Annotated in this window: 31 protein-coding genes; 21 read left to right on the forward strand and 10 right to left on the reverse strand. The window is 62.6% G+C overall.

The annotated features are described in order from the left end of the window. Positions 1–51: 51 nt before the first annotated feature. Entirely contained in the window at positions 52–495 is a 444-nt protein-coding gene (locus ABIE57_RS03850; protein WP_354537676.1) for an NUDIX hydrolase, read from the forward strand. Here ABIE57_RS03850 and ABIE57_RS03855 read toward each other — a convergent pair. After that, complete coding sequence (locus tag ABIE57_RS03855) at positions 470–1,930, reverse strand: PP2C family protein-serine/threonine phosphatase (protein ID WP_354537677.1); 1,461 nt, start codon at positions 1,928–1,930, stop codon at positions 470–472. The genes ABIE57_RS03850 and ABIE57_RS03855 overlap by 26 nt on opposite strands. On the opposite strand from ABIE57_RS03855, the gene ABIE57_RS03860 reads away from it, so the two are divergent. Beyond that, complete coding sequence (locus tag ABIE57_RS03860) at positions 1,895–2,212, forward strand: Hpt domain-containing protein (protein WP_354537678.1); 318 nt, start codon at positions 1,895–1,897, stop codon at positions 2,210–2,212. The two genes, ABIE57_RS03855 and ABIE57_RS03860, sit on opposite strands and share 36 nt — an antisense overlap. A gap of 30 nt (positions 2,213–2,242) precedes the next feature. Here ABIE57_RS03860 and ilvA read toward each other — a convergent pair whose 3' ends face one another. After that, positions 2,243–3,481, reverse strand: coding sequence for a threonine ammonia-lyase IlvA (gene ilvA, locus ABIE57_RS03865; protein WP_354537679.1), 1,239 nt, complete (start codon positions 3,479–3,481; stop codon positions 2,243–2,245). 103 nt (positions 3,482–3,584) lie between these two features. Between ilvA and ABIE57_RS03870 the strand changes: the two genes are divergently transcribed. Then, positions 3,585–4,811, forward strand: coding sequence for an argininosuccinate synthase (locus ABIE57_RS03870; protein WP_354537680.1), 1,227 nt, complete (start codon positions 3,585–3,587; stop codon positions 4,809–4,811). Between the two features lie 221 nt (positions 4,812–5,032). Then, complete coding sequence (locus tag ABIE57_RS03875) at positions 5,033–5,533, forward strand: L,D-transpeptidase family protein (protein WP_354537681.1); 501 nt, start codon at positions 5,033–5,035, stop codon at positions 5,531–5,533. On the opposite strand, the gene dalA is transcribed toward ABIE57_RS03875, so the two are convergent. Further along, positions 5,534–6,052, reverse strand: a complete 519-nt coding sequence (gene dalA / locus ABIE57_RS03880) for a divisome-associated lipoprotein DalA (protein WP_354537682.1) — start codon at positions 6,050–6,052, stop codon at positions 5,534–5,536. A 168-nt stretch (positions 6,053–6,220) separates the two neighbouring features. Here dalA and ABIE57_RS03885 point away from each other — a divergent pair, with 168 nt between their 5' ends. Further along, positions 6,221–6,823, forward strand: a complete 603-nt coding sequence (locus ABIE57_RS03885) for a L,D-transpeptidase (RefSeq protein WP_354537683.1) — start codon at positions 6,221–6,223, stop codon at positions 6,821–6,823. Positions 6,824–6,967: 144 nt separating this feature from the next. After that, positions 6,968–7,156, forward strand: a complete 189-nt coding sequence (locus tag ABIE57_RS03890) for a hypothetical protein (RefSeq protein ID WP_354537684.1) — start codon at positions 6,968–6,970, stop codon at positions 7,154–7,156. A 72-nt stretch (positions 7,157–7,228) separates the two neighbouring features. Here the strand turns inward: ABIE57_RS03890 and hemH are convergent, their stop codons facing one another. Then, positions 7,229–8,293: a ferrochelatase gene (gene hemH / locus ABIE57_RS03895; protein ID WP_354537685.1), complete on the reverse strand. Its 1,065-nt coding sequence runs from the start codon at positions 8,291–8,293 to the stop codon at positions 7,229–7,231. 55 nt (positions 8,294–8,348) lie between these two features. After that, a complete protein-coding gene (locus ABIE57_RS03900; RefSeq protein WP_354537686.1) occupies positions 8,349–9,167 on the reverse strand; it encodes a methyltransferase domain-containing protein in 819 nt (272 codons plus the stop codon). Between the two features lie 36 nt (positions 9,168–9,203). On the opposite strand from ABIE57_RS03900, the gene ABIE57_RS03905 reads away from it, so the two are divergent. From ABIE57_RS03905 to ABIE57_RS03920, 4 genes are read left to right on the forward strand one after another with little or no spacing between them, the layout of a single operon-like run. Beyond that, complete coding sequence (locus tag ABIE57_RS03905) at positions 9,204–9,911, forward strand: ComF family protein (RefSeq protein ID WP_354537687.1); 708 nt, start codon at positions 9,204–9,206, stop codon at positions 9,909–9,911. A gap of 33 nt (positions 9,912–9,944) precedes the next feature. After that, positions 9,945–10,202 (forward strand): glutaredoxin 3, encoded by a 258-nt coding sequence (gene grxC, locus ABIE57_RS03910; protein WP_354537688.1) that lies wholly within the window; start codon positions 9,945–9,947, stop codon positions 10,200–10,202. A 4-nt stretch (positions 10,203–10,206) separates the two neighbouring features. Next, complete coding sequence (locus ABIE57_RS03915) at positions 10,207–11,037, forward strand: carbon-nitrogen hydrolase family protein (RefSeq protein WP_354537689.1); 831 nt, start codon at positions 10,207–10,209, stop codon at positions 11,035–11,037. Further along, on the forward strand, positions 11,038–11,478 hold the full coding sequence (locus tag ABIE57_RS03920; protein WP_354537690.1) for a MarR family winged helix-turn-helix transcriptional regulator: 441 nt from the start codon (positions 11,038–11,040) through the stop codon (positions 11,476–11,478). 6 nt (positions 11,479–11,484) lie between these two features. Here ABIE57_RS03920 and rlmH read toward each other — a convergent pair whose 3' ends face one another. The 3 genes from rlmH to ABIE57_RS03935 all read right to left on the reverse strand — a co-directional run bounded on the left by rlmH (position 11,485) and on the right by ABIE57_RS03935 (position 13,817). Further along, positions 11,485–11,955, reverse strand: coding sequence for a 23S rRNA (pseudouridine(1915)-N(3))-methyltransferase RlmH (gene rlmH / locus ABIE57_RS03925; RefSeq protein ID WP_354537691.1), 471 nt, complete (start codon positions 11,953–11,955; stop codon positions 11,485–11,487). Then, a complete protein-coding gene (gene rsfS, locus ABIE57_RS03930; RefSeq protein WP_354537692.1) occupies positions 11,956–12,321 on the reverse strand; it encodes a ribosome silencing factor in 366 nt (121 codons plus the stop codon). Between the two features lie 182 nt (positions 12,322–12,503). Beyond that, the gene (locus ABIE57_RS03935; protein WP_354537693.1) at positions 12,504–13,817 is read right to left on the reverse strand and encodes a mechanosensitive ion channel family protein; all 1,314 of its coding nucleotides are present in this window, start codon (positions 13,815–13,817) and stop codon (positions 12,504–12,506) included. A 94-nt stretch (positions 13,818–13,911) separates the two neighbouring features. Between ABIE57_RS03935 and ABIE57_RS03940 the strand changes: the two genes are divergently transcribed. From ABIE57_RS03940 to ABIE57_RS03975, 8 genes are all read left to right on the forward strand, one after another. Then, positions 13,912–14,841, forward strand: coding sequence for a histone deacetylase family protein (locus ABIE57_RS03940; RefSeq protein WP_354537694.1), 930 nt, complete (start codon positions 13,912–13,914; stop codon positions 14,839–14,841). A gap of 229 nt (positions 14,842–15,070) precedes the next feature. Beyond that, positions 15,071–15,787, forward strand: a complete 717-nt coding sequence (locus ABIE57_RS03945) for a succinate dehydrogenase/fumarate reductase iron-sulfur subunit (protein ID WP_354537825.1) — start codon at positions 15,071–15,073, stop codon at positions 15,785–15,787. Further along, positions 15,780–16,112: a succinate dehydrogenase gene (locus ABIE57_RS03950; RefSeq protein ID WP_354537695.1), complete on the forward strand. Its 333-nt coding sequence runs from the start codon at positions 15,780–15,782 to the stop codon at positions 16,110–16,112. Before ABIE57_RS03945 ends, ABIE57_RS03950 begins: the two co-directional genes overlap by 8 nt. Then, positions 16,109–16,450: a succinate dehydrogenase, cytochrome b556 subunit gene (sdhC, locus tag ABIE57_RS03955; RefSeq protein ID WP_354537696.1), complete on the forward strand. Its 342-nt coding sequence runs from the start codon at positions 16,109–16,111 to the stop codon at positions 16,448–16,450. Before ABIE57_RS03950 ends, sdhC begins: the two co-directional genes overlap by 4 nt. Continuing rightward, positions 16,450–18,204 (forward strand): L-aspartate oxidase, encoded by a 1,755-nt coding sequence (locus tag ABIE57_RS03960; RefSeq protein ID WP_354537697.1) that lies wholly within the window; start codon positions 16,450–16,452, stop codon positions 18,202–18,204. The genes sdhC and ABIE57_RS03960 overlap by 1 nt, the downstream gene beginning before the upstream one ends. After that, the gene (locus ABIE57_RS03965; protein ID WP_354537698.1) at positions 18,201–18,728 is read left to right on the forward strand and encodes a hypothetical protein; all 528 of its coding nucleotides are present in this window, start codon (positions 18,201–18,203) and stop codon (positions 18,726–18,728) included. Before ABIE57_RS03960 ends, ABIE57_RS03965 begins: the two co-directional genes overlap by 4 nt. Continuing rightward, a complete protein-coding gene (locus ABIE57_RS03970) occupies positions 18,725–19,684 on the forward strand; it encodes a fumarate hydratase (protein WP_354537699.1) in 960 nt (319 codons plus the stop codon). Before ABIE57_RS03965 ends, ABIE57_RS03970 begins: the two co-directional genes overlap by 4 nt. Then, positions 19,681–20,352, forward strand: coding sequence for a fumarate hydratase C-terminal domain-containing protein (locus ABIE57_RS03975; RefSeq protein ID WP_354537700.1), 672 nt, complete (start codon positions 19,681–19,683; stop codon positions 20,350–20,352). The genes ABIE57_RS03970 and ABIE57_RS03975 overlap by 4 nt, the downstream gene beginning before the upstream one ends. Here ABIE57_RS03975 and ABIE57_RS03980 read toward each other — a convergent pair. Together ABIE57_RS03980 and ABIE57_RS03985 are read right to left on the reverse strand one after the other, a co-directional pair. Beyond that, positions 20,349–21,092 (reverse strand): sulfite exporter TauE/SafE family protein, encoded by a 744-nt coding sequence (locus ABIE57_RS03980; RefSeq protein WP_354537701.1) that lies wholly within the window; start codon positions 21,090–21,092, stop codon positions 20,349–20,351. The two genes, ABIE57_RS03975 and ABIE57_RS03980, sit on opposite strands and share 4 nt — an antisense overlap. Then, positions 21,089–21,997, reverse strand: a complete 909-nt coding sequence (locus ABIE57_RS03985) for a LysR family transcriptional regulator (protein WP_354537702.1) — start codon at positions 21,995–21,997, stop codon at positions 21,089–21,091. The genes ABIE57_RS03980 and ABIE57_RS03985 overlap by 4 nt, the downstream gene beginning before the upstream one ends. Before the next feature lie 309 nt (positions 21,998–22,306). On the opposite strand from ABIE57_RS03985, the gene ABIE57_RS03990 reads away from it, so the two are divergent. Genes ABIE57_RS03990 through ABIE57_RS04000 form a run of 3 tightly spaced genes read left to right on the forward strand, consistent with a single transcriptional unit; the run spans position 22,307 to position 25,311 of the window. Beyond that, the gene (locus ABIE57_RS03990; protein ID WP_354537703.1) at positions 22,307–23,284 is read left to right on the forward strand and encodes a Bug family tripartite tricarboxylate transporter substrate binding protein; all 978 of its coding nucleotides are present in this window, start codon (positions 22,307–22,309) and stop codon (positions 23,282–23,284) included. Positions 23,285–23,332: 48 nt separating this feature from the next. Then, complete coding sequence (locus tag ABIE57_RS03995; protein ID WP_354537704.1) at positions 23,333–23,824, forward strand: tripartite tricarboxylate transporter TctB family protein; 492 nt, start codon at positions 23,333–23,335, stop codon at positions 23,822–23,824. Next, positions 23,821–25,311 carry a tripartite tricarboxylate transporter permease gene (locus ABIE57_RS04000; RefSeq protein ID WP_354537705.1) on the forward strand — a complete coding sequence of 497 codons (1,491 nt, stop codon included), beginning with the start codon at positions 23,821–23,823 and terminating at the stop codon, positions 25,309–25,311. The genes ABIE57_RS03995 and ABIE57_RS04000 overlap by 4 nt, the downstream gene beginning before the upstream one ends. Positions 25,312–25,378: the final 67 nt, after the last annotated feature.

The raw sequence follows: 25,378 nt of genomic DNA on the forward strand, positions 1-25,378 counted from the left end.
CCGCATATCGCGTCCATGTGGTCGCGACAAGGCAAGGGACAGGAGACTGGCATGATCCGACGATTTGGCGAGGTGCCGAAACGCGATGTCCGCTATCGGCTGCGGCACGGTGTTTACGCGGTGCTGGTGCGCGACGGCCGCGTGCTGGTGACGCATCAGATCGCGCCGGTGCCTGAATATCAGCTTCCCGGCGGCGGCGTGGATCCGGGCGAGACACCCTTGCAGGCTCTCTATCGAGAGGTGATCGAGGAAACGGGATGGCGCATTGCACGGCCGCAGCGCCTCGGAGCGTTCCGGCGTTTCACCTACATGCCGGAATACGATCTCTGGGCGGAAAAGCTCTGCGTCATCTATCGCGCCTTTCCCGCCCGGCGTCTTGGCACACCCACCGAAGCAGGCCATCGCGCGGAATGGCTGTCACCGCGGGATGCCGTGGTGCGTCTTGGCAATATCGGGGATCGGCATTTTGTCAGTCGAACCCTGGGCAATCCTTGAATTCCAGAAGGATAGCCGAAACGTCATCCGTGAAATCCCCATCCTGTGCATGATCCGCAAGCTTCCACATCAGCGATTCGAGAAAGGCCGGGCCGTGCGTCTGCCGCAGATCGGTCATCAACTGCGCCAGTCCGCCCTCATCGAGCAGGGTGCCGTCGGGGGCCGCACATTCGGTCAACCCGTCGGAGTAAATGAGCAGCCGATCACCGGGCGACAGGGTAAAGCTCACCTCATCGAAGCTGGCATCGCCGATCAGCCCGACCGGAAGACCCCCCCGCCCGACAAACTCGACCTTGCCATCGTGACGCTGCACGACCGGATGAGGATGACCAGCCTGCGCCAAAAGAACGCGCCCGCTCACAAGGTCCACATCCGCAAGGGCAATCGTGAAATAGTGATCCGTGTCGAGGTCGGCCATGATGATGTGATTGAGCCGCGCCAGAGTGTCCCCCGGAGCGCGGGCGGCGAACCGCCCCGGTGCGATTTGCTCAAGCGCGAGGTTCTGCTCGGGCACCGTCGCTGACAGATAGCTCGCCAACCGCGCCGTCATGAGGGCGGAGCTGACCCCGTGACCGGACACATCGATTCCATAAAGACCGATTCGTCGCTCCGAAATCGGATATGTGCCCACCAGGTCGCCGCCGACATGCCCCGCCGAATGAAGGGCGAGCGAAAGGTCCGCCACGCCGAAATCCCGATAGCGTTCGCTCAGCAGCGACTGTTGAAGCTTCCTGGCCTCGAGCAGATCGCTGTCGAGCGAGTCGTAAAGCGCCTGCAATTCGTCCAGCGTGCTCTTGATCAGCCGGTTCTTTTCGGTCAGCTCTCGCTCCATCTCGAGAATGCGATGACCGGCCGTCAGACGCGCACGCAGTTCCGCCGGATTGACCGGCTTGGTGAGGAAATCGTCAGCCCCGGCATCGAGACCGACCGCTATCTCCTCCTTGCTGCTTTTTGACGTCAAGAGGATGAAATATCCGTAATTCGGGCGAGCCATCGCCCGAAAAACGCGACAGAAATCGATACCGCTCATGCCCGGCATGATCCAGTCGCTCAGGATGATGTCCGGCGGTGCGCGCCGACACGAAACAAGCGCCTCATCGCCGCTTTCTGCCTCCTGCACGATGAAGCCCCACTGTCGGAGATGGGTGCCGACAATGCGCCGCTGAAGCCTGCTGTCGTCAACGACGAGTATGCGCAACGGCATCTTGTTGTCGTTTTCCTGCCTCGCCTCCGTCCGTGTTGCCAGCCGCACTTGAACACCCTTACCCTGCCGCGAATCGACATTGGCGTATAAACTCCTAAGAATACGTGAAGTTTCAAATTCTGCGCTTTTTCGGTCTGACGTTAACCCGATCTGAACGAACACGGCGCAGAATCGATGCAGCAAGGAGAGAGGGTCATGATCAACTGGAATCGCGTTCGAGAGTTGCGGCACGAAATCGGTCCGGAGGCCTTTGAGGAGGTGATCGATCTTTTTCTTGAGGAGGTTGAAACCGGTATCGACGACATGCGCGACGGCATGGACCTGGCGGCGCGTAGCGAGCAGCTTCACTTTCTTGCCGGAAGTGCACTCAATCTGGGGTTCGCGACCTTTGCCGAGCTTTGCCAATCGGTTGAGCGCGGGCAACGCACGGCGCAAACAGAGGAGATTCGCACCTGTTATGTCAGATCACGGGCCGAATTCTTCGCGAATATCGGCAAGGCGATCGCCGCATGACAGCGGAAAACCGGAGCGCTGATGCAAAGCCTATATCAGAAACTCGGCCAGCACCTCGTCATGCGTGATATCGCGGTATTGAAAGCCCGTATTGTCGAGCTTTTGAAAAAATGTGGCAAAGTTCTCCGGCTGCAGCGTTTCGATTCCGATCAGAACCGAACCGAAGTTGCGCGCCGATTTCTTGAGATACTCGAACCGGGCGATATCGTCGTCGGGCCCGAGTACAGCCAGGAAGTCGCGCAGGGCACCGGGTCGCTGCGGCATGCGCAGGATGAAATATTTCTTGAGGCCCGAGAATCGCTGCGCTCTTTCCTTGACTTCCGGCAACCGCTCGAAATCGAAATTGCCGCCGGACGTCACACAAATCACCCGTTTCCCTCGGATCGCCTCGCGCATGTCCTTGAGCGCATCGATCGAGAGAGCGCCTGCAGGTTCCAGCACGATCCCTTCGATATTGAGCATTTCGAGAATGCTGGTGCAAAGACGGTCCTCGTCGACGGTCCGGACCTGGTCTGCTGGTGTGTTGCGGAGCCGCGCAAAGGTCCGCGCACCGATCTGCGCCACCGCCGCGCCATCGGCAAAGGTGTTCACATGCGACAGTCTGACAGGGCGGCCCGCCGCTATCGCCGCGCCAAGGCAGGCACCGCCCGCTGGCTCCACGAGGGTAAGCGCCAGGCTCTGCCCGAAATAGCTCCGGACGCCCGAGGCAAGACCCCCGCCCCCGACGGGCAGGATGAGATGGTCGGGAACACCGTCAAGCTGAGCCTCGATCTCCACTGCGACACTCGCCTGCCCCTCGATCACATCCTCGTCGTCAAAGGGCGACAGGAAATGTGCCCCCACCTCGGCACAATAGGCCTGCGCAGCCGCCAGCGTGTCGTCGAAATAATCCCCGGTGAGCCGTATCCTGATTGCGTCACCGCCGAATTTTTCGGTTTTTCCGATTTTCTGTTGGGGGGTCGTCACCGGCATGAAGATGACGCCGCTCACTCCGAAATACCGACACATGAAGGCCACGCCCTGCGCGTGATTTCCGGCGCTGGCGCAAACGAATCGCGTAGCGTCGGGACGCGCGTCAATCACTTTTCGCATGGCGTTGAACGCGCCGCGCAACTTGTAGGATCGCACGGGGCTCAGATCTTCCCGCTTGAGAAAAATCTCGGCTCTGTAAAGCTCGGACAGGTGATCGTTGCGCTGCAACGGTGTCGGCTCGAACACGCTGCGCATGGCAGCCTCGGCCGCGCGGGCGTTATGGCGAAAATCAGACATCCACGATTCCCTGCCGCAAACAAGGCCAACTGGCAAGGGGCGCTGCTTGCGAACAAGACGGAAACCGGGTAACGGCGCGGAAAATCCGCGAAAGGACCGCGTTATGACCGCACCGAAAAAAGTCGTGCTCGCCTATTCGGGGGGCCTTGATACCTCGATCATCCTCAAATGGCTGCAAACCGAGTATGGGTGCGAGGTGGTGACCTTTACCGCCGATCTGGGTCAGGGCGAAGAGCTGGCACCGGCTCGGGAAAAGGCGCAACTCCTTGGTATAAAACCTGAAAATATCTATATCGAGGATCTTCGCGAGGAGTTCGTGCGCGACTTCGTGTTCCCGATGTTCCGTGCCAATGCGCTCTATGAGGGACAGTATCTGCTTGGCACCTCCATTGCCAGACCGCTGATTTCAAAGCGACTTGTGGAGATCGCCGCCGAGACGGGGGCGGATGCCGTTGCGCACGGCGCGACCGGCAAGGGCAACGATCAGGTGCGGTTCGAATTGGCGGCCTATGCGCTCAACCCCGAGATCACGGTGATCGCGCCCTGGCGGCTCTGGGATCTTACAAGCCGCTCGAGGCTTATTGATTTTGCAGAGAAAAACCAGATCCCGATCGCCAAGGACAAACGCGGCGAAGCGCCGTTCTCGGTGGATGCGAACCTTCTGCATACCTCGTCCGAAGGCAAGGTTCTGGAGGATCCGTCAAAAGCCGCGCCCGACTATGTTTACCAACGCACAGTCAGCCCGGAGTCCGCGCCGGACAGCCCTGAATTCATCGAGGTGACCTTCGAGAAGGGCGACGCCACAGCGATAAACGGCACGGCAATGAGCCCCGCCACCATACTGACGGTGCTCAACGACATTGGTGGGCGACACGGGATCGGGCGGCTCGATTTTGTCGAGAACCGGTTTGTCGGCATGAAATCCCGCGGCATCTACGAAACGCCGGGCGGCACGGTCCTGTTGGAGGCACATCGCGGTATCGAGCAGATCACGCTCGACAGCGGATCGGGACATCTCAAGGATTCGCTCATGCCGCGCTATGCGGAACTGATCTATAACGGATTCTGGTTCAGCCCGGAACGCGAAATGTTGCAGGCGGCGATCGACCATTCGCAACATCATGTTTGCGGCACCGTGCGACTGAAGCTCTACAAGGGGCATGTGGCGTGTGTTGGTCGCTGGTCGGATCACAGCCTTTATTCCGAGGCGCATGTGACCTTTGAAGAGGATGCCGGGGCCTACGACCAGAAGGACGCGGCAGGGTTCATCCAGCTCAACGCGCTGCGGCTCAAGCTCATCGCGGCACGGAACCGGCGGTCGAAGGGCTGATAAGGGCACCTCTGGAAAGAGGCCCTTTTTCACGAATGGGCCTCTTCGCGGGCGGGTGCCCGGCGTCATCTGATCGATCTGGGCCGCCGGTCGACGCATGGGGTATTGGTGCCCGGACTCAGCCTGAAAACCGCGTTATGCAGCGAAATCCGGCTATCCCGAGGGGCGATGTTGCGCTATTCTGACCGCAAAAATCGGGCAGGCAACGAGCGGACAGACCAATGAAGATCACACGGCGTTTTGCGCTTCTTGCAGGGGCGGCGGCCCTTGCGGGCTGTGCGGAGAAATCGAAATTCAGGACCTATCGCGGCCCCGAGGTGACGCGCCTTGTGGTCAACAAGGGCGAACGCGAGATGTTTCTCTATCACAACCGGCGGGTTCTCAAACGTTACGATGTCGATCTTGGATTCGCACCGGTGGGCCACAAGGCGTTCGAAGGTGACGGCAAGACGCCGGAGGGCGAGTATCATATCGACCGGCGCAACCCCGACAGCGCCTTTCACCTGTCGCTCGGTGTTTCCTATCCGAACGAGCAGGATATCGCTTTTGCCCGCGCCCATGGGAAATCTCCCGGTGGCGATATCTTCATCCATGGCGAGCCGAACCTGTTGGGCTTTCTCAAACCGGACTGGACGGCTGGCTGCATCGCGGTGACGAATCGCGAAATGGAGGATGTCTATGCCATGGTGCGCACCGGCACGCCGATCACGATCAACGCCTGATCAACTGCCGAGCGTCATCGTCCACCAGATCTTGCCGCTCGGGTCCTGATGCCAGGCAAAGCCCATCTGTCGCGCATCGGGCGACAGGATCACGCGGCGCGTGACCTCCTCTTCCATCCATGCGGCAAGCGTCTCGAGCTCTGTCTCGTAGGTTTCCGAGATCGTCTCGCCGACAAGTTGCCCCGTAAAGCCGACGCGCCGGACCCGATCCACGGGTGACGATCCGTCAGAGCCGAAATGCCATGGCCGGTTCTGCACCGACATGTCGCGCGCATGGGTTGCGGCGGCGGCAGTCAGACGGTCATCGAGCGTGAGAGGCGCGGCCCCGGCGGCCTGACGCAGGGAATTCACCGAATCGAGCATCCGGAACTGGATCGTCCGCGTGTCGCCCGGTCTGATCGTGTAAACGCGTGGCAGCGGCTTGCCATCGGCACCAAGCTGCGGTGACGACGGAGGCGGAGCGGCACAGGCCGCCAGAGCCAGAAGAGCCGACACACAAAGTATGAAAAGACGCGCCATGAGACCAAGCCACCCGTTGAGTTGTTTCAACCGCTTTATCGCGGCGGGCCGGGTTGTTCAAACCGGCATCTGCGAAACTTCGCCAAATAACATGCGTTTGAATTGCGATTGCGACCCCAAGGCCATATATTGCGCGCAATCGTGGCAGGAAAAACTGGAGACACAACAATGCCCCCCATTTTCCGGGACAAGTGGAATCGCCGTGCCTTTCTGGCGGGGGGCGCAGCCTTGATCGGTGCGCCCGCCCTCGCTCAGAGCGTGGATGGCACCGGGACGGTCGAAGTCGAACGCGACGTGACCCAAAGCGTGCGCCGCAACATTTCGGCCTTCCAGACACGGGACTGGCGACCCTATTTTTCAAATCTCAGGAATGGCGCGATTCTGGCGGATATCGATTCGCGCGCCGTGCATTACTGGGGCGAGGATGGCCAGACCTACAAGCTCTACCCCTCCTCCGTGCCGCTGTCCGAAGATCTGACGCGCCGCGGTCGCACCTCGGTCGTGCGCAAGGTTGAGGGGCCAAGCTGGCGGCCCACGCCCTCCATGCTTCAGCGCAACCCGGAATGGCCGGCCTATGTGCCGCCGGGGCCGGACAATCCGTTGGGCACCCACGCGCTCTACCTGAGCTGGACCTATTACCGGATCCACGGCACGCATGACACGCGCAAGATCGGTCGCCGGTCGTCGAATGGCTGCATCGGTCTCTACAACGAGCACATTCAGGAACTGTTCGCGATGGCCAAGGTTGGCACACAGGTGTTGCTAATTTGACAAGAATGAGGGGGCACCTGAGGCGCAAACGCAAAGTTGCGTTTGCATTTCCCGGATTTTGCTGATTATTCCAGAGCCACGAGGTAAGCATTGGAGCTGTCGCTGCTATCTGCCACGCCGCGATGGTAAAATCTGGAGGATATCATGAAGAAACTCGCTCTCGCCGCCGCCCTGTCTGTTGCTGCAACCGCCGGTTTTGCCGGCACCCTGGCCGAGCCGGTCATCGAAGCGCCGGTGATCGTCGAAGAAACCAACGCAAGCTCGTCGGCTGCGGCCGTTTGGGTTCCGCTGTTGATTCTCGCGATCGTGGCTGCGGCTATCGCCGCAGACTGATCCGTGTCACGATTGGTGTTGAAAAGGCAGCGAGAATTCGCTGCCTTTTTTCGTTGACCGAAGCGCCACACCTCAATCGATCCAGCCTTTCAGATTGGTCTCGACAATGGACGAGAGCGCCGCGATATGCGCATCGTCGTCATTGAGGCAGGGGATGTAGGTGAACGCTTCCCCGCCCGCCTCCTCAAAGCTTTCGCGGATTTCCTCGTTGATCTCTTCCAGCGTCTCGATGCAATCGGCGGAAAAGGCGGGGGCGATGACGGCGATTCGTTTCTTGCCCTCCTCGCTGGCCAACCGTGCCACCTCATCGACGGTATAGGGCTTTAGCCACTCTTCGGGGCCGAAGACGGACTGGAACGTGGTGGTGATCTCGGCCTCCTCCCAGCCCAGCCTCTCGCGCAGCAGGCGCGTCGTCTTCTGGCACTGGCAATGATAGGGGTCGCCCTGCATCAGATAGCGTTTCGGCATCCCGTGATAGGACACGACAAGGATTTCGGGCCGTGTCTCAACCGCTGCATAGGCGCGTTCCACCGATTGCGCGAGCGCCTCGATATAAAGCGGATGCTCGAAATAGGGCTCTGCCACGCGCGCCACGGGCTGCCAGGTCTCGGCCATCAATGCGCGAAAGAACTGGTCATTCGCGGTGGCCGATGTGGCCCCTGCGTAATGCGGATAGAGCGGAAAGAAGAGGATGCGCGTGCAACCTGCCTCGGTCAGTGCGCGCACTTTGGATTTCGTGGACGGATTGCCGTAGCGCATGCAGAAATCGACCATGACCTGATCGCCATATCGCTCGTGCAGCGCGGCGGAAAGCTTCTCGGTCTGGTCGCGCGTGATCGTCATCAACGGGCTTTCGCCCTTGTCCTCGTTCCAGATGGATTTGTAGGCCGCACCCGAGGTAAAGGGCCGCTTGCTCAGGATGATGAGCTGCAAGAGCGGCTGCCATTTCCAGGGGGAATAGTCGATCACCCGCCTGTCCGAGAGAAATTCGTTGAGATAGCGCCGCATCGGCCAATAGCTGTAATGGTCCGGCGTGCCGAGATTGGCCAGAAGAACGCCCGTTTTCGCACGTGGTACGCTGGGGTGCCCGGCGGGGGCATGGCCTGGGCGCGTGGCATCGGGTCTGGCGTCGAGCATGGCGGCGGTCCTTCGGTCTCGGGTCAGGGGTGACATAACGGCTGGGGGCCAAAGGTCAATCTTCAAGCCGGGTTTCGCGTGCCCCGAGCGCGTCGGCCAGCCGTGCGGCAGCGGAACCGGGGCGCAGCGGCTGTGGCTGGGTCGGGTCCGGGGACCAACCGGTGAGAAAGACCATCTCGGCAGTTGCACGTATGCCGCCATCCTTGTGGCCAAAGCTCTGGGCATAGACCTCGCAGGCGCGCGCCAGCACCTGACGACGCAGCAGCCCGCGCGGGCGTGCGGCCATCGCATTGGTCTCGCCCATGGCACGCAACTCGCGCATCAGCGCCAATGGATCGCGATAGCGCAGGTCGAGCAGCAACCGGTCCGCCACCGGCAGCGCCAGCCCCGCCCGTTGCAACAGCGCCCCCAGATCCCGGATTTCCCCCATCGGCAGGACGCGGGGCGACAGCCCGCCCGCCACATCCGCCTCGGCCTGGGCCAGCGCCGCGCGCAACTCCTGCAAACTGCCGCCGCCAAACAGCACCGCCAGCAACAGCCCATCGGGCCGCAGCGCGCGCCGGGCCTGCACCAACTGCCCCACCGGATCGTTCGCCCAATGCAGACAAAGCGCGTGAATGACCAGATCATGCGCGCCGGGCGCAAGCCCGATCACCTCGTCATCGGGCACCACGACAGCCGCGGGAAAGCGCGCCTGCCAGAAATCGGGCCACCCGCTGACAATGCCGGGTGCCGTAAAGGATTTGTTAACCATTGCCAGCCGATCCTCGATTTCATCGGCGGCCAGATCTTGCAGGAACAGCGCGGGCGCGCAGGCGGCGCGCGCGCGGTGACGCAACAGGGCGGGGCGGTCGGTCAGCATGGTCTGGCTCATGTCAGGGAGGATAGTGTGGCGCACCCGGCTTTACAAATGGCGGTCCGGCTTGTCTATCCGCCGCGCTGCACGCTTTGCGGGGTGCCCGTGGCCGATGATTTCGGCCTCTGCGGGGCGTGCTGGCGCGATACGCCGTTCATCACCGGGCTGGCCTGCGATCTTTGCGGCACGCCGCTGCCGGGTGAGAGCAAGGGTGTCGTGCATTGCGACGACTGCCTGAGCATCGCGCGACCCTGGGCGCGCGGGCGCGCCGCGCTGCGCTATGAGGCAAACGGTCGGCGGCTGGTGCTCGCGCTAAAGCATGGCGACCGGCACGACGTGGCGCGCCCGGCGGGCAAATGGCTGGCGCGCGCCGCCGCGCCGCTTCTCGCCCCCGGCACGATCCTTGCGCCGGTGCCGTTGCACTGGCTGCGGCTGGTGACCCGGCGGTTCAACCAATCCGCCCTTCTGGCACAGGCTCTGGCGCGCGAAACCGGGCTGATGCTCGTGCCCGATCTGCTGGTTCGCTCCCGCCATACCCAAAGCCTGAAGGGTCTCGACCGCTCCGCGCGCCATGCCACACTCGACGGGGCGATCCGGGACAATCCCCGCCACAACGCCACGCTGCGCGGCGCGCATGTGATCCTTGTCGATGACGTGATGACCTCCGGCGCGACGCTCTCGGCGGCAACGCAAGCAGCTTACGCGGGCGGAGCGGAAGAGGTGTGCATTCTCGCACTGGCGCGCGCGGGAAAGGAGGCTTAGATTCGCCCCGAACAGGACCGAAGAGGCGCACCCATGCAACCCGTCGAAATCTACACCTCGCCGCTTTGCGGCTTTTGTCATTCCGCCAAGCGCCTTCTGAAACAGAAGGGCGTGAATTTCTCCGAAATCAACGTGCTCGCGCAGCCGGCACGCAAGTCCGAGATGATGAAGCGCGCAAACGGCCGCCACACCGTTCCGCAGATCTTTGTCGGCAAGACCCATGTCGGTGGCTGCGATGACCTCTATGCGCTGGAACAGGCGGGCAAGCTTGACGCGCTGCTGAAGGGTTGAGGAGATGCGCGCGGCGCTCTTGCAACTCACCTCTGGCGACGACCCGGCCGAGAACCTGTCCACCCTTCGCGCCCTCATGGCCGAGGCGCGCGCAGGGGGGGCGGAATTCATCCTGACACCAGAGGTGAGCAATTGTGTTTCCGCCAGCCGCAGCCATCAGAACGCGGTGCTCAGCCCCGAGGAAAGCGACCCTGTTCTGGCCGGATTGCGCGAAGAGGCAGCACGCCTTGATGTCTGGCTCCTGATCGGTTCGCTTGCGCTCAAGACCGACGATCCTGACGGTCGCTTTGCCAACCGGTCTTTTCTGATCGACGACACAGGTGCCATTCGCGTCCGTTACGACAAGATCCACATGTTCGATGTGGACGTCTCCCCGGAGGAGACTTACCGCGAATCGGACGGCTTCCGCCCCGGCACGCGCGCGGCAATCGCAGAGACCCCTTGGGGCAAGGTCGGCCTCACGATCTGCTACGACATCCGCTTTCCCCATCTCTATCGCCGCCTCGCGCAAGCAGGCGCGTCGATTATCACCGTGCCCGCCGCCTTTTCACACGTCACCGGGGCCGCCCATTGGGAGAGCCTGCTGCGTGCGCGGGCCATCGAGACGGGGTGTTTCGTTCTGGCACCCGCACAGACGGGCACCCATAGCGCACAACAGGGCAAGACCCGCCGCACCCATGGCCACAGCCTTGCCGTGGCCCCCTGGGGCGAGGTTCTGGCCGATGGCGGCACCGCATCGGGCATCGTCATGGTTGATCTCGACCTCTCGGAAGTGGCACAAGCACGCAAACGCGTGCCTTCCCTGCGCCACGACCGGGAGTTCGACGGCCCCTGAATGGATGAGACAACCAGCAATTCCCTTGCGGTCGCGCTGTTCAGCGAGATCCTGACCAACGAGCAGCTGATTCGCTCGCGACTCAGCCGTGTGTTGCCAAAGGGCATGGAAATCTCGCATTTCTCGGTGCTCAACCACCTCGCCCGCCTCGGTGACGAGCGCAGCCCGGCGCAGCTTGCCAAAAGCTTTCACGTGACCCGCGGCGCGATGACCAACACGCTCTCCAAACTGGAATGGGCCGGCTACATCCATATCCGCCCCGATTGGGAGGATGCGCGCCGCAAGATGATCTCGATCAGCCCCTCTGGTCGTCAGGCGCGCGATGCCGCCATTTCCGCGATCACACCCATGGTCTCTGACCTGATCCGTGAGCTGGGCGAGGACCGCGTCCGCGCGAGCCTTCCGGTGCTGCGCGAATTGCGCAGCAAGCTGGAGGGTTAAGGCGCATCATTCGCGGTGATAGGGACTGCCCGCGAGGATCGAAGCGGCGCGGTAAAGCTGTTCGGCCAGCATGACCCGCACGAGCATATGCGGCCAGACCATCGGCCCGAACGACAGCACCATATCCGCCCGCGCCCGCAACTCTGGCAAGAGACCGTCCGCCCCGCCGATGAGCACCGCGACATCGCTCCGCCCGGCATTGCGCCACTGCGCGAGGCTATCGGCAAATTCGGGCGAGCGCATCATCCGGCCCCGCTCGTCCAGCGCCAGGACGGCCGCCCCTTGCGGGATTGCCCGCTCCAGCAGCGCCGCCTCGGCGGTCCTGCCGCCACCGCGCCTGTCCTCGACCTCCTGCACGCTCACTGGGCCGAGGCCGAGCGCGCGCCCGGTCCGGTCGAACCGTTCAAGATAATCGTCGATCAACGCGCGTTCCGGTCCGGTGCGCAACCGGCCGACCGCGCAGATGCGCAGGCGCATTCAGATGCGGGCGGTGGCGGCCTGCCCGGAGGGCAACCACATCTTTTCGAGCTGGTAGAACTCGCGCACCTCTGGGCGGAACACGTGGACGATGACATCGCCCGTGTCGATCAGCACCCAATCGCCGGTTTCCTTGCCTTCGATCCGGGATGGAACGCCGTGCTCCTGCTTGAGCCGGTCCACAAGCTTTTCGGCGATGGCCGAAACCTGCCGTGAGGACCGCCCCGAGCAGATCACCATGTAATCGCCCATCGCCGATTTGCCGCGCAGATCAATCTGCACGATATCTTCGGCCTTGTCATCGTCGAGGGATTTGAGGATCGCCGCAAGCTGCGCTTCGCTATCCGAGAGGTGTGCGGCCGTCATATGGACCGCCGCCATATCTGCGGCAGGGGCCGCATGAGACATGAGAGACAGGACATTGTCCTCCTTGGTTGCGCACCGCGATGCCGCGATGCCGATTGTGTTTCAAACGTAGCAAGAGAAGCGTGACTTTTCAATGAACGCCCGTGCTTGGGATCCGCAAAACGCGGAGAAGTGCGTGAATTTTACCCATTTGCGCCGGTTTGGTCCAGCATCCGAACCTCGCGCTGAGGAAAGGGAAACGAGATGCCCTCCGCCTGAAACGCATCCCAGAGCGCCAGATAGACATTGCCGCGAATATTCGTGAGCCCCTGAGTGGGGTCCCGAATCCAGAAACGCAGAATATAATCCACACTGCTGTCGCCAAAGCCCACGATGTGACAGACAGCGGGCGGGTCGGTCAGCACGCGACCGACAGCGCCCGCCGCCGCGACTGCGATCTTGCGCACTTTGTGCGGATCGTCGCCATAAGCAGTGCCGAAAAAAATATCGAGCCGCACGAAATCATTGGAATGAGACCAGTTGACCACCTGCCCGGTGATCAGGTCCTCGTTCGGGATAAGGTATTCGCGCCCGTCTCGCGTGGTGATCGAGACATAGCGCGCGCCAAGGCTGTTGATCCAGCCGAATGTCTCTCCAAGGCTGATCACGTCGCCCGGCTTGATCGACTTGTCCAACAGGATGATGACGCCAGAAACGAGATTGGACACCACTTTTTGCAGACCAAAACCAAGACCCACGCCAATGGCCCCCGAGAGCACGGCTAGCCCGGTAAGATCGAACCCGACGGCGCGCAACCCGATGAAAAACGCCGCGCCATAAAGCAGCACCTGAAGCAGCTTGACCGCCAGCACCTGCATCGACGGCGAAATATCGGCATTGCGGCGGATGCGTGCCGCGCTTGTGGTCGAAACGAACCGCGCCATGGCGAAAAGCGCGCCGATCACGATCACCGCCTGCACCACGATCCAGAGCGACAGCCGCGTGTCGCCGATCTCGATCGCCCAGCCTTCCAGCAGCGTCCGCGCCTCGTCGGTCAGGTTGAGAATGACAAGCGTGACCCAGGTCCAGCCGGCATAGCGCACCGCCGCGCGCAGGAATCCGTTGCCGATCAGCCGCGTCACGATGGCGATGACCAGCCAGGCCAGCGCCAGTTCGGCGGCAACGGCGAGCAGAAAGGACCGGCTCGGCCAGGTCATCGCGCGCATGATCCAGACGGTCGGCCAGATCAGTGACACGAAGAATATCAGCCGCAACCGGCGGTGCAGCATCACCAAAAGCCGCATCCGCCTTTTCGGCCAGCCTTCACGCGCCCGCATCCAGGCATGACAGACGGGACCAAGCCACCGATCCAGCAGATGCGCCACCGCAAACAGCGCCAGCGCGATGCCCACCTGATAGGCGTTCCACGGCCGCAGCAGGCTACGCAGGAACGTTTCGCCCTGCGCCCAGAGCCCGAGCGCGATCTCCTGCGTGAGCGTAACGGCGTCGCTTTCCATCTGCCAAGAGTGGCACGCGCCCCCCACCCCGACAAGCCCGCTCTGGACAACCGACCGGAATCCGGGTCTTTTCCTGCCAGGATGGAGGAGTGCCATGACCACAGCCCTGATCACCCATGACGATTGTCTCGACCACCTCACGCCGCCGGGCCATCCCGAACAGGTGGCGCGGCTCACAAGCGTGTTGACCGCACTCGAGGGCAAGGACCTGCGCCGCGTGAACGCGCCTTTGGTGGCCGAGGATGACCTCTTGCGCGTGCACCCGAAATCCTATGTCGAGAGCATCCGCGCCGCCGCCCCCGCCGAGGGACGCGTGCAGCTTGACGCCGATACCTGGATGTCGCCCGGAAGCCTCGCCGGGGCGCATCGCGCCGCCGGGGGTGCCGTGCGCGCGGTTGATCTGGTGCTCTCGGGCGAGGTGCGCAACGCCTTTGTCGCCGCCCGCCCGCCGGGGCATCATGCCGAGCGCGAAACACCGATGGGATTCTGCCTTTTCGGCAATGTCGCGGTCGCCGCGAAACATGCGCTGGTCCATCACGGACTTGCGCGCGTGGCGGTGGTGGATTTCGACGTGCATCACGGCAACGGCACGCAGGACCTGCTCGAGGATGAGCCTCGCGCGCTCTTCGTCTCGTCGCATCAATTCCCGCTCTGGCCCGGAACCGGCACCGCCGACGAGACCGGACCGCACGACACCATCCTCAACGTGCCCCTCGCCCCCGGCACCGGCTCGGAAGGGTTTCGCCGCACCTATCAGGAGAAGGTCTTTCCCCGCGTTGCGGCCTTCCGGCCCGATCTGATCCTGGTCTCGGCAGGTTTCGACGCGCACCGGGCCGATCCGCTGGCGGAATTGCGGCTCGAGACCGAGGATTTCGCCTGGGTTACCGAGCGGCTCTGTGACCTCGCGGATGCGCATTGCGGCGGGCGATTGGTGAGCTGCCTCGAGGGCGGCTATGACCTCGACGCGCTGGCCGAGAGCGCGGCGGCGCATGTCGATGTGCTGATCGCTCGCGCGGCGGGCTGAGGGCACTGCGCGTCGGAGGTGTCGCGACCTTCTGTGCATCGGCGTCGCAACGATGCCGACCGCCTGCCGGAGCCAGGGAATGGCTTTCGTGTTTTGCCATGAGTATGGAAATCCTGGCTTACAATAACCATTAGATTTTATTCCTTTTGGTTAGCTGGCCTGATAATTACACTCGGTCCTGTAGTCAGCGCAGCAGCCAAGGGGCCCGCCCGTGAGCACAGATCACGACATGTTGGACGTCACCGTCCAGCGCGGCACGGCGGATCATGTTCATCATGACCGCTTTCAGGTGCCCGCCCGCGACAACCAGACCGTTCTGGACGTGGTGACGTGGATCCAGCAGATGGCCGATCCGACGCTCAGCTATCGCTTTGCCTGCCGCGTGGGCATGTGCGGCTCTTGCGCCATGATGGTCAACGGCGTGCCGCGCTGGACGTGCCGCACCCACGTCAGCCGCGTTGCGGGCGATGGGCGGCTCGACATCGCGCCCCTGCGCAACCTTCCGGTGATCAAGGATCTGGCGACGGACATGGACCCGTTCTTTGGCAAATGGGTCGCCGCCGAGGCGCGGCATCATCCGACACGCGGACGGCTGGAAGAGTTTGACCCGATCAAGCCGGACGCGCCAGACCGGGCCGAGGCCAATCTTGGCATCGAATGTATCAACTGCGGCATCTGCTACGCCGCCTGTGACACGGTGGCAGGCAACCCCGATTATCTGGGACCCGCCGCATTGCAACGCGCCTGGACCCTGCTCAACGACAGTCGTGATGCAGACCGGCCGGGTATTCTGGCGGCGGTCTCGGGCAAGGGCGGTTGTCATAACTGTCACTCGATGGGCAGTTGCGCGCAGTATTGCCCCAACGGTTTGAACCCGATGCGCGCGATTGCGGGGTTAAAGCGGGAAACGGTCAAGGCGGCCTTGCGGGGGAAACGCGATGCTTGATCTGCGGCTCTACATGGCGCAACGCCTGAGCGCGCTGGTGATGGCACCCTTGGTCCTTGGACATATCGCGGTGATGATCTACGCCATTCAGGGCGGGCTCAGCACGGCGGAAATCCTTGGCCGCACCCAAGGCAGTCTCCTGTGGTTCCTGTTTTACGGCACCTTTGTTATTGCGGTCTCCATCCATGCCGCCATCGGGGTGCGTGTCATCGCACATGAATGGCTGCGCCTGCGCGGCGTCGCCCTAAGCGTGCTGACATGGGGCATTTGTGCGGCCCTTCTCGCCCTTGGTCTCAGCGCCGTTTTCGCAGTGACACTGCCATGAAACAGCCGCCCCGGTCGCACCCTCTCTGGCTAGCGTTTGTGCTGCACCGCCTCTCGGGTCTGGCGCTTGCACTCTTTCTGCCTGTGCATTTCTGGCTCTTGTCGCAAGCGATCACTGCACCTGCGCGGCTTGATGGCTTTCTTGCCTTTGCCGAAAACCCGCTGGTGAAGATTGCCGAATTCGGCCTCGTCTTTCTGCTTGCCGTCCATATGTTCGGCGGCCTGCGCCTCATGGCGCTCGAATTCCTGCCATGGTCTGACCGTCAGAAAACATTGGCGGCGGGGGCGGTGGGCGTGGCGCTCTTTCTCTCTGGCACGTTTTTCCTGAGGGCGATCTGATGACCCATATCGACCGGCACGACACGGATATTCTGATCATCGGCACCGGCGGCGCTGGGCTGTTCGCGGCGCTCCATGCGCAGCAGTCGGCACCTGCGGGCACGCGGATCACCATTGCCGTCAAGGGCCTTATTGGGAAATGCGGTTGCACGCGCATGGTGCAGGGTGGCTACAACGTCGCATTGGGGAACGGCGACACGGTCGAGCGGCACTTCATGGATACAATCCGGGGCGGCAAGTGGCTGCCCAATCAGGATATGGCGTGGAAGCTCTGCGAACAGGCGGTGGTGCGCATCCACGAGCTTGAGAATGAAATCGGTTGTTTCTTTGACCGCAACCCCGATGGCAGCCTGCACCAAAAGGCGTTCGCCGGGCAAACCGCCGACCGCACCGTGCACAAGGGCGACCTCACGGGCATCGAGATCATCAGCCGGTTGATGGAGCAGGTTCTGGCGCGGCCCGTCGACAAGCTACAGGAACACCGCGCCATTGGCCTCATTCCCACCCGCGACGGCAGCGCGCTCGCGGGCGTGCTCTTCATCGACATGCGCACGGGCGGGTTCCGGCTGGTGCGCGCCAAGACGGTGCTGATGGCGACGGGTGGCGGCCCGACCATGTATAAATACAACACGCCCTCGGGTGACAAGACGATGGATGGTCTTGCCATGGCGCTGCGCGCGGGGCTGGAATTGCGCGATATGGAGATGGTGCAGTTCCATCCCACGGGCCTCTTGGCAGGGGACCACACCCGCATGACCGGCACCGTGCTGGAAGAGGGCTTGCGCGGCGCAGGCGGTCAGCTTCTGAACGGCGCGGAAAACCGCTTCATGTTCGACTATGACCCGAAAGGCGAACGCGCCACCCGCGACGTGGTCAGCCGCGCCATCTATTCCGAGATGCGCAAGAACAACACGTCTGCGAATGGTGGCGTCTTTATCTCCATGGCCCATCTTGGCCCCGACAACGTGCGCGCCAGGTTCCCCGGCATGGTCAAGCGCTGCGCCGATAGCGGCTTTGATCTGGCCGGTGGTCTGGTGGAGGTGGTGCCGACCGCGCATTATTTCATGGGCGGCGTGGTGGTCGACCCCGAAACCCGCACGGCGATGGAGGGGCTTTACGTGGCCGGAGAGGATGCAGGCGGCGCGCATGGCTCCAACCGTCTGGGCGGCAATGGCGTGGCCAATTCCACCGTCTATGGCGGGGTGGCGGGCGATGTGATGGGCGCGGATATCCGCGCCATGGGCGCGCTGCGCGATCCCTGCCCAGAGGTGTTGCAGGCCGAAATTGACCGCGCCCTGCATCCCCTCACGCGCCCGCCCGCGCCGGTCCATCCCCTGCGCACCGCCCTGCAAGAAGCGATGTGGGAGGATGTCGGCGTCCTGCGCACCGCCACGGGAATGGAGCGTGGCTTGAGCCGCGTTGCCGAGATTTCCGATGCGCTGATGGATGTCGGCGTCGCGGGCGATAATCTGGCCTTCAATCTCACATGGCACGATTGGCTCAACCTGCGCTCGCTCTGCGATGTATCCGAGGCGATCACGCTCGCAGCCCTTGCCCGCGAAAACTCACGCGGCGCGCATTACCGCGAGGATTTCCCCGACGAGGGCGATCTCGATGCGTCCTATTATACCGTGATCACGCAGACGGGCCGCGATCCGACCGTGCGCCGTGACCCGGTGCAATTCACCATCATCCGCCCCGGCGAGACGATCCTTCCCGAGAAGGAGCCCGAAACACTGGTGGCCGCGCAATGATGAAGTATTTTTGTGATTTGCCCGTCTATCGTATCAGTGAAAAGGGGTATTATCGACGCCGAGATATCGAAATATCAAAGCGCGTGGAAATGTGTATGAGGCGTCTCGATCCTTCGGAGGAAATGTTGCGGCGCAATCGCGAATGGCGTGAACAGCGTTTTTACGAGAAATACGGCCCTTGGAGTTTCAATGAGATCATTGGTTACTTAAAGCTACACTTTCTCGGCTCTCAAATCCGCGGTGAATTTTTTTCCGCTGAGAAGAGTCGAGTAGGATTAACAAGAAAGAAGCTTTTTACATGGCAAACTTTCAAGCTAGCGCCTGAAGAACAGCTATGGGGTGAGGAAACTAACGAGGAAATTATTAAGGCGATAAGGACATATATAGCGGCATGCAAAAAAGAACTTCGCAAGGGTCGCGTGATTGATACGCATAACTTTGACGCGCTTGCGGATTATGTCGATTGGCGCTCTTTTCTGGGTTGGGCAGACGATCGAAATACTGAGGAGCAGAGAGCGCAATGATCCCGATCGACCTCATCCAGAGCACCGCCGAAACCTTGATGGACAAGGCGGCCATAGAAATTCCCGAGGATTACCTTTTGGGCCTTGAGGCTGCGGCCGAGACCGAGGATGGCGATCTGTCGTCCTTTGTCCTTCAGGCCATGCTGGAGAATTACAAGGCGGCCAAGGAGGACCGGCGCGCGATGTGCGGCGATACCGGCTGTCCGCGCTGGTATGTGAAAATGGGCAACGAGGCCCGGATAGAAGGCGGGCCGGTCGCGCTCGAATCCGCGCTGCGGCGGGCGACGGCCAAGGCGACCTATGATGTGCCCCTGCGCCCCAACCGCGTGCATCCGCTCTGGCGCACCGATCACAACAACAATGTCGGCATCGGCGCGCCCGAAATCGAATACGGGTTCGAGCCGGAGGGCGAGTGGATCGACCTCATCACCGTGCACAAGGGCGGGCTTTTCGGCACCGATTACCGGATGCTGTTCCCAAGCGACGGGATCGAGGGGATCAAGCGGTTTTACCTCGACAGCCTTGTCGCCTTTGGCAAGCGTGGGCTGGCCTGTCAGCCGGCGATCATCGGCATCGGCCTCGGGGGCTCCAAGGATACCTGTATGGTGCTGGGCAAGCGCGCCGCCTGCCTGCGCGTCGTGGGCAGCGAGAACCCGGACCCGAAAATTGCGGCGCTGGAGAGGGAGTTCAAGGATCTGGGCAACTCCATCGGCATGGGGGCCATGGGGTTTGTCGGCAAGAACATGGTGATCAATTGCAACATCGAGGTGGGCTATTGCCATACCGGGGGCATGCAGATGTCGGTGCATGCCTTTTGCCTGTCGTCCCGTCGGGCCGTGGCGCGCCTCTATCCTGATGGACGCGTCGCATACCGCACCGACCCCGACTGGTTCACCCCCTATCAGCGCCGTGAAACCGTCGAGTGGCCGGGCGGCGCGCAGGAGGCCGCCGAATGACCAAACCCCGCGAAATCCGCCTGAGCACCACGCCCACGCCAGAGGCACTGGCCGAACTGCGCCTTGGCGATATCGTCTATCTCGACGGGTTGCTCTATACGGCGCGCGAAGGCGTCTACATGCGCGCACTGGAGGAAAAGGCGAATATCCCGCTGGAATTGCCCAGCCAGAGTGCCGCGAATTTCCATTGCTCTCCCGCCGCTGCCATTCGCCCCGATGGGTCTTTCAACATGGGGGCTGTCACGGCCACCGCCTCTTTCCGGTTTGCCAAATGGTTGCCGGAATGGATGGCCAAGACCGGCGCCAGGCTGATCATCGGCAAGGGCGGTATGTCGTCCAGGGATTACAAAGCCTATTTCGTGCCCAATGGCGCGATTTACCTCTCGACCGTGGGCTATGGCACCGGTGCGCTTTTGGGCCGAGGCATCGAAAAGGTCGAGGCGGTGCATTGGCAAGAGGAACTGGGTCTGGCGCAGGCGATGTGGGTCATTCGCTGCAACAGGATGGGACCGTTCATCGTGGCCTCTGATCTTGAGGGAAATTGCCTCTTCGAGCGCGAGAACGCCAAGATCGCGCAGAACCTCGCACGGGTCTACGAGGGCACGCGCCCCGCGACGCTCAAACGCTATGGCGAGACGGATGACCGCTCTGACGAGGTGATCGGCTAAAACAGGTCCCGCAGCAAAAGCACGGCACCTGACACGAATGTCATCACGATCAGCAGGCGGCGAAAGGCGGCATCCGTCAGGCGGCGAAACACCGCAATGCCGATCTGTGCGGCCAGCAGGGACGCCGGCAAGGCAATCGCCAGATAGGCCAGTGTTTCGCGTGTATACGCGCCCCGGAACGCCAGCAGCACCATCGTCACCGCCAGAACGGCCACATTGAACGGTTGCAGCACCGCGCGCGTTTCGTGTCTGGGCCAGGGGCGCAGGGCGCACCACATCATCGGCAGCGCCCCCGAGAGCGCGGCCGCGCCGCCCAGAACACCGCCCGCGAACCCCACGAGCATATCCAGAACCGGTGTCGGGCGCTCGAACCGGGGCAGACGCGCGCGCAGCGAGAAATAGCCGCCATAAAGCAGCAACATCCCCGCAATCACCAGTTTGAGCGTGCGCGCGTCGATCATGCCGAGGATGACCACCCCCAGCGGGATGCCGGCAAGGGCGGGCATCAGAAACCGCATGAGCCGCGCGGGCCGCGCCGTGATCGCATGGCGCACCACCCATATCCCCTGCAACCCGGTCACCACCGAAAGCGCCACCACAATCGCCACCGCCTGCACGGGCGGCATCACGATCAGGAAAAACCCGAGCGCGAAAAGCGCCGTGCCGAACCCGGCAAGCCCGTTGATCAGGCCGCCCGCCACGGCACCGGCAATCACATACGCCACGACCTCGGGGGTCATCGCGCCGCCGCTTTCGTGGCCGGGGTGAATACGCCGATCGCCACCGCGCCAAGCAGGGCCTTGTGGATCTCCTGAATGACCCGCACGCGCGGATTGTCGCGCCGCCACGCAAGGCTCAGAACCCGCACCGGCGCGCCATCAGGCAGCGGCAGGCGTTTGAGCGGCAACGGGTTGAAGCCGCGCACGCAGCGCGCGGGCACGATCGACACGCCCAACCCGGCCAACACCATGCTGGCGATCGCCTCCAGCCCTTCCAGTTCCATGGTGACCGACACCTTGATGCCGCTCTCGCGCAACCAACTGTCGATCAGGCTGCCCACCACCGCGTCACGGCTGAACCGGATGAACGGATAGTGCGCCAGCAAGTCCAGCGGATCAGCGCTCTCGGCGGTCTCGGGGGCCAGCAGATGCATCGGTTCCGCGGCCACATCGGCATATTCCATATCCGGCAGCATCGGGCCCTGCCGCGACAGGATCGCCGCATCCAGCGCACCGCGATCCACCTCGGAGACAAGCGGCGTGGTCATGCCGGGAAAGATCCGCACATGCAGATCCGGGTAGCTGTCCTTCAGAAGGCGCACCGACAGCGGCGTGAGACCGGTCAGCGTCATCGGCACAGCCCCGAGCGAAATCTCGCCCTGAAACCCCTCGTCACCCAGAACCGACGGCACGATCCCGTCATAGGCGCGCACGATCTCACGCGCGCGCGCAACAAAGGCCCGGCCCGCCGGGGTGAGTTCGGGGGTGCGCCGCGAGCGGTCGAACAGGGCCACGCCCCATTCCTCCTCAAGGCTGCGCATTTGCTGGCTGACGGCCGCATGGGTCACGAACACCGCATCCGCTGCCGCGCTGAACGTGGTGTGATCCTCCACCGCAATCAGGGTCCGCAGACGCCGGATAGACATGCCGATACTCCTTTTGTAAGATTTTACGTCAATTTATGTAAAATAATATCACTTAGGTTAAGCATCTCTTAAGGTTAATACATAATCCATGTGGCTCGCAACCGTTCGCAAGATGCGCGACCGAACCCGCGCCGCATCGGACCGTGTCGGGCTACGGCGTGCGGTCACAGGGGAGGGAGGGATAAGTTTTCCCCTAAAGGGGAGCAAAACGACAGGGCTGATCTCTGCGGCGGCCGTTTTCGGCATTGCACGATGATCGGCGAACGTTACGCTCCGCAACACAAGATCAACAAAGCACAGGAGAGGAACATGACTGCCAAAGCACTAGCGAGCGCGCTTGCCCTCGGAGCCAGTCTTGGCGCGACGGCGGCCTTCGCCGAATATCCCGAACGTCCCATCAACATGGTCATTCCCTACAGCGCCGGCGGGGCCACCGACATTTCCGCCCGCAGCATCGCCGAGCCTCTGGGCAAGGCCGTGGGCCGGCCGCTTGTGATGTCCAACATCACCGGGGCTGGCGGGGCGACCGGCTCGGTTGCGGTGCAAAACGCCAAGCCCGACGGCTACACCATGCTGTTCGCCCGCGTCGGCTCGCATACCGTCAACCCTGCGATGAAGGAAACGCTGCCTTATACGCTCGACGATTTCCGCTTTGTCACCGTCTATGAAATCAACCCCGTCGCCTGTGCGGTGCGCCCCGATTCCGGGATCGAGAGCATGGAAGAGCTGGTGGCGCTGACCGAAAGCGAGGGCACCAGCTACAGTTCGTCCGGCGTCGGTTCCATGCTGCATCTGGCGGCGGTATTCGTGCTTGACGAGTTCGGCGTCTCGGACCCGCTGGAAAAGGCCACGCATATTCCGCAAAAAGGCGGCGGCGAGGCGGCGACCGCGGTGCTCAACGGAACGGTGACGTTTATTTGCACCAATACGTCGGCCTTGGCGAGCTTCGTGGCCAATGGCCAGCTCAAGCCGCTGATGGTCACCACAGACGAGCCGGTGCCGGGCTTTGATGTGCCCTCGGCCAGGTCTCTGGGCAGGCCCGACCTGACGCAGCTTGTGGGTTGGACCGGCATTGCCGGGCCAGATGATCTGCCCGACGACATCGCCGCAAAATGGGGCGAATGGATCGCGGAGGCTGCCGGAAACGAGACCTTCGTCGAACAGATGACAGCGCGCGGTTCGGTGATCGAGGTCATGAGCCCCGAGGACGCGGGCGCCTTTATCCAACGGCAATACGAGACCTTCCGCGCGTTGGTCGATAAACTGGGGATGCGGATCGAGGGCTGACAGGGTCCGCAACATGCTTGATCGCGACGGCGGCCGGGGAGGGTCAGGGTGAGCAAACGCGCAATACAATTCCAACTGGGCATCGGTGCGTGCCTCGCTTGCCTCTTCCTGATCCTCTACGCCATTCCCCACTGGATTTCCTCGCCCAGCAATATGCGCAACATCGTGCTGTCGCCCCGGTTCTGGCCCAGTATCGTCGCCGGGCTGACCGGGCTTGTGGGGCTTGGCCTGCTTGTGGTCAGCCGCAGCACGCCGCATGACCGCGGCCCCGCCAACACGCCCATCGACGCCCCCCGCGCGGGCCTGCTCCGATTGACGGGTCTGGCCGGGCTGATGATTGCGACATTCTGGTTGCTGCCGCGCCTCGGCATGGTCTGGGTGTCGATCCCGGCGTTTCTCGCCCTCGCCTTTCTGGCCCGGACGCGCCACCCGAAGACCGCGCTGGTCTGCGCCGTCGCGGTCCCGGTCCTGCTCTATGGCTTTTTCGCCCATGTCGCCGGCATCGCCATTCCGCAAGGCGATTATGTGAGGCTGCCATGAGCATGATCGACAACGTGATGGCGGGCTTTGCGCTGGTCGGCAATGTCGACGCCTTTCTCGCGCTTGCCATCGGCATCGTGATCGGCGTGATTGGCGGTGCGATACCGGGGATTTCGGCGACGATGGCGGTGGCGTTGGCGCTTCCCTTCACCTTTCCGATGCAACCGGTCAACGGCATCCTTCTGCTTCTGGGTGTCTACAAGGGCGGTATCTTCGGCGGTTCGATCCCGGCCATCCTGATCAAGACACCGGGCACGCCCGCCTCATCGGCGACCATCCTGGACGGTCACCCGATGGCCGAGCGCGGCGAGGCCGGGCGCGCTCTGGGCATGGCGCTCTGGGCGTCCTGCACCGCGGATGTGATCTCGAACCTGTCATTGATCCTCTTGGCTGGCTGGCTTGCCTCCTTCGCGCTCAGCTTCGGCCCGCCGGAATTCTTTGCACTGATCCTGTTCTCGCTGACCATCATCGCGGGCGTCTCGGGCGAAAGCCTGCTGCGCGGCGCGCTCTCGGCGCTTCTGGGGCTGCTGTTGGCCACGATCGGGCTTGACCTGGTCTATGGCACGAACCGCTTTACCTTCGGCAACCCGAACCTGATGGGCGGGTTGAATTTCATCGCCGTTCTGATCGGCCTGTTTGCCATTCCAGAGGTGATAAACACGGTCTGGAACCCGACGGGCCATGTGGGCAAGGTCCGGACTCTTGGCAGCAAATGGGTGACAGTCGCCGATTATCGCCGCTGCTTCCGGTCCATCTTGCGTGGCAGCTTCATTGGCGTCTTTCTCGGATCCATCCCCGGCATCGGGGCTGCTCCAGCGGCGTTTCTGTCCTATTCCGAGGCGCGGCGCACGTCGCCCAACAAGGCAAATTTCGGCAAGGGAGAGATTGAGGGCGTCGCCGCCTCGGAGGCGGGCAACAATGGCGTGGCGGGTGCCACCCTCATCCCGCTTCTGGCGCTTGGCGTCCCCGGTGACGTGATCACCGCGATCATCATCGGGGCGTTCATGGTCCACGGGCTGCAACCCGGACCGATGATGTTCGTGATGAATGTGGATATCATCTATGGGCTGTTCATCGGGTTGATCCTGTCCTCGGGCCTGCTGTTCATCGTGGGCAGCCTGGCCATTCGCGGCTTCAAGCCCGTGGCGGACATCCCCAAGCGCATTCTCATGCCGATTGTGCTGGTGCTGTGCATCTACGGGGTGTTCGCGGTCAACAACAGCATCTTTGACGTGGGCGTGATGTTCGTGATGGGCTGGGTCGGTTTCCTGATGTCGCGGTATCATATCCCTGCGGCGCCCTTTCTCATTGCCTTCATCCTTGGCCCTCTGCTCGAGGACAACTTCCGCCAGTCGATGCTGATGTCCGGGGGCACACCCGATATCCTTCTGCGCGGGCCGATCACCTGGTTTTTCTGGGCGCTGACGCTGATAACGATCATTGCCATCACCCGGGGCACGCTTGACAAGGCACGGGAAAAGGACTGAGCGGCACGGGCTGACAGGCCCAGAACCGACGCGCATGCTCAAGGGGTTTCGCCGCAAACTTTCTGTC

The sequence above is a fragment of the Roseovarius sp. MBR-6 genome, assembly GCF_040547525.1.
Taxonomy (GTDB): domain Bacteria; phylum Pseudomonadota; class Alphaproteobacteria; order Rhodobacterales; family Rhodobacteraceae; genus Roseovarius.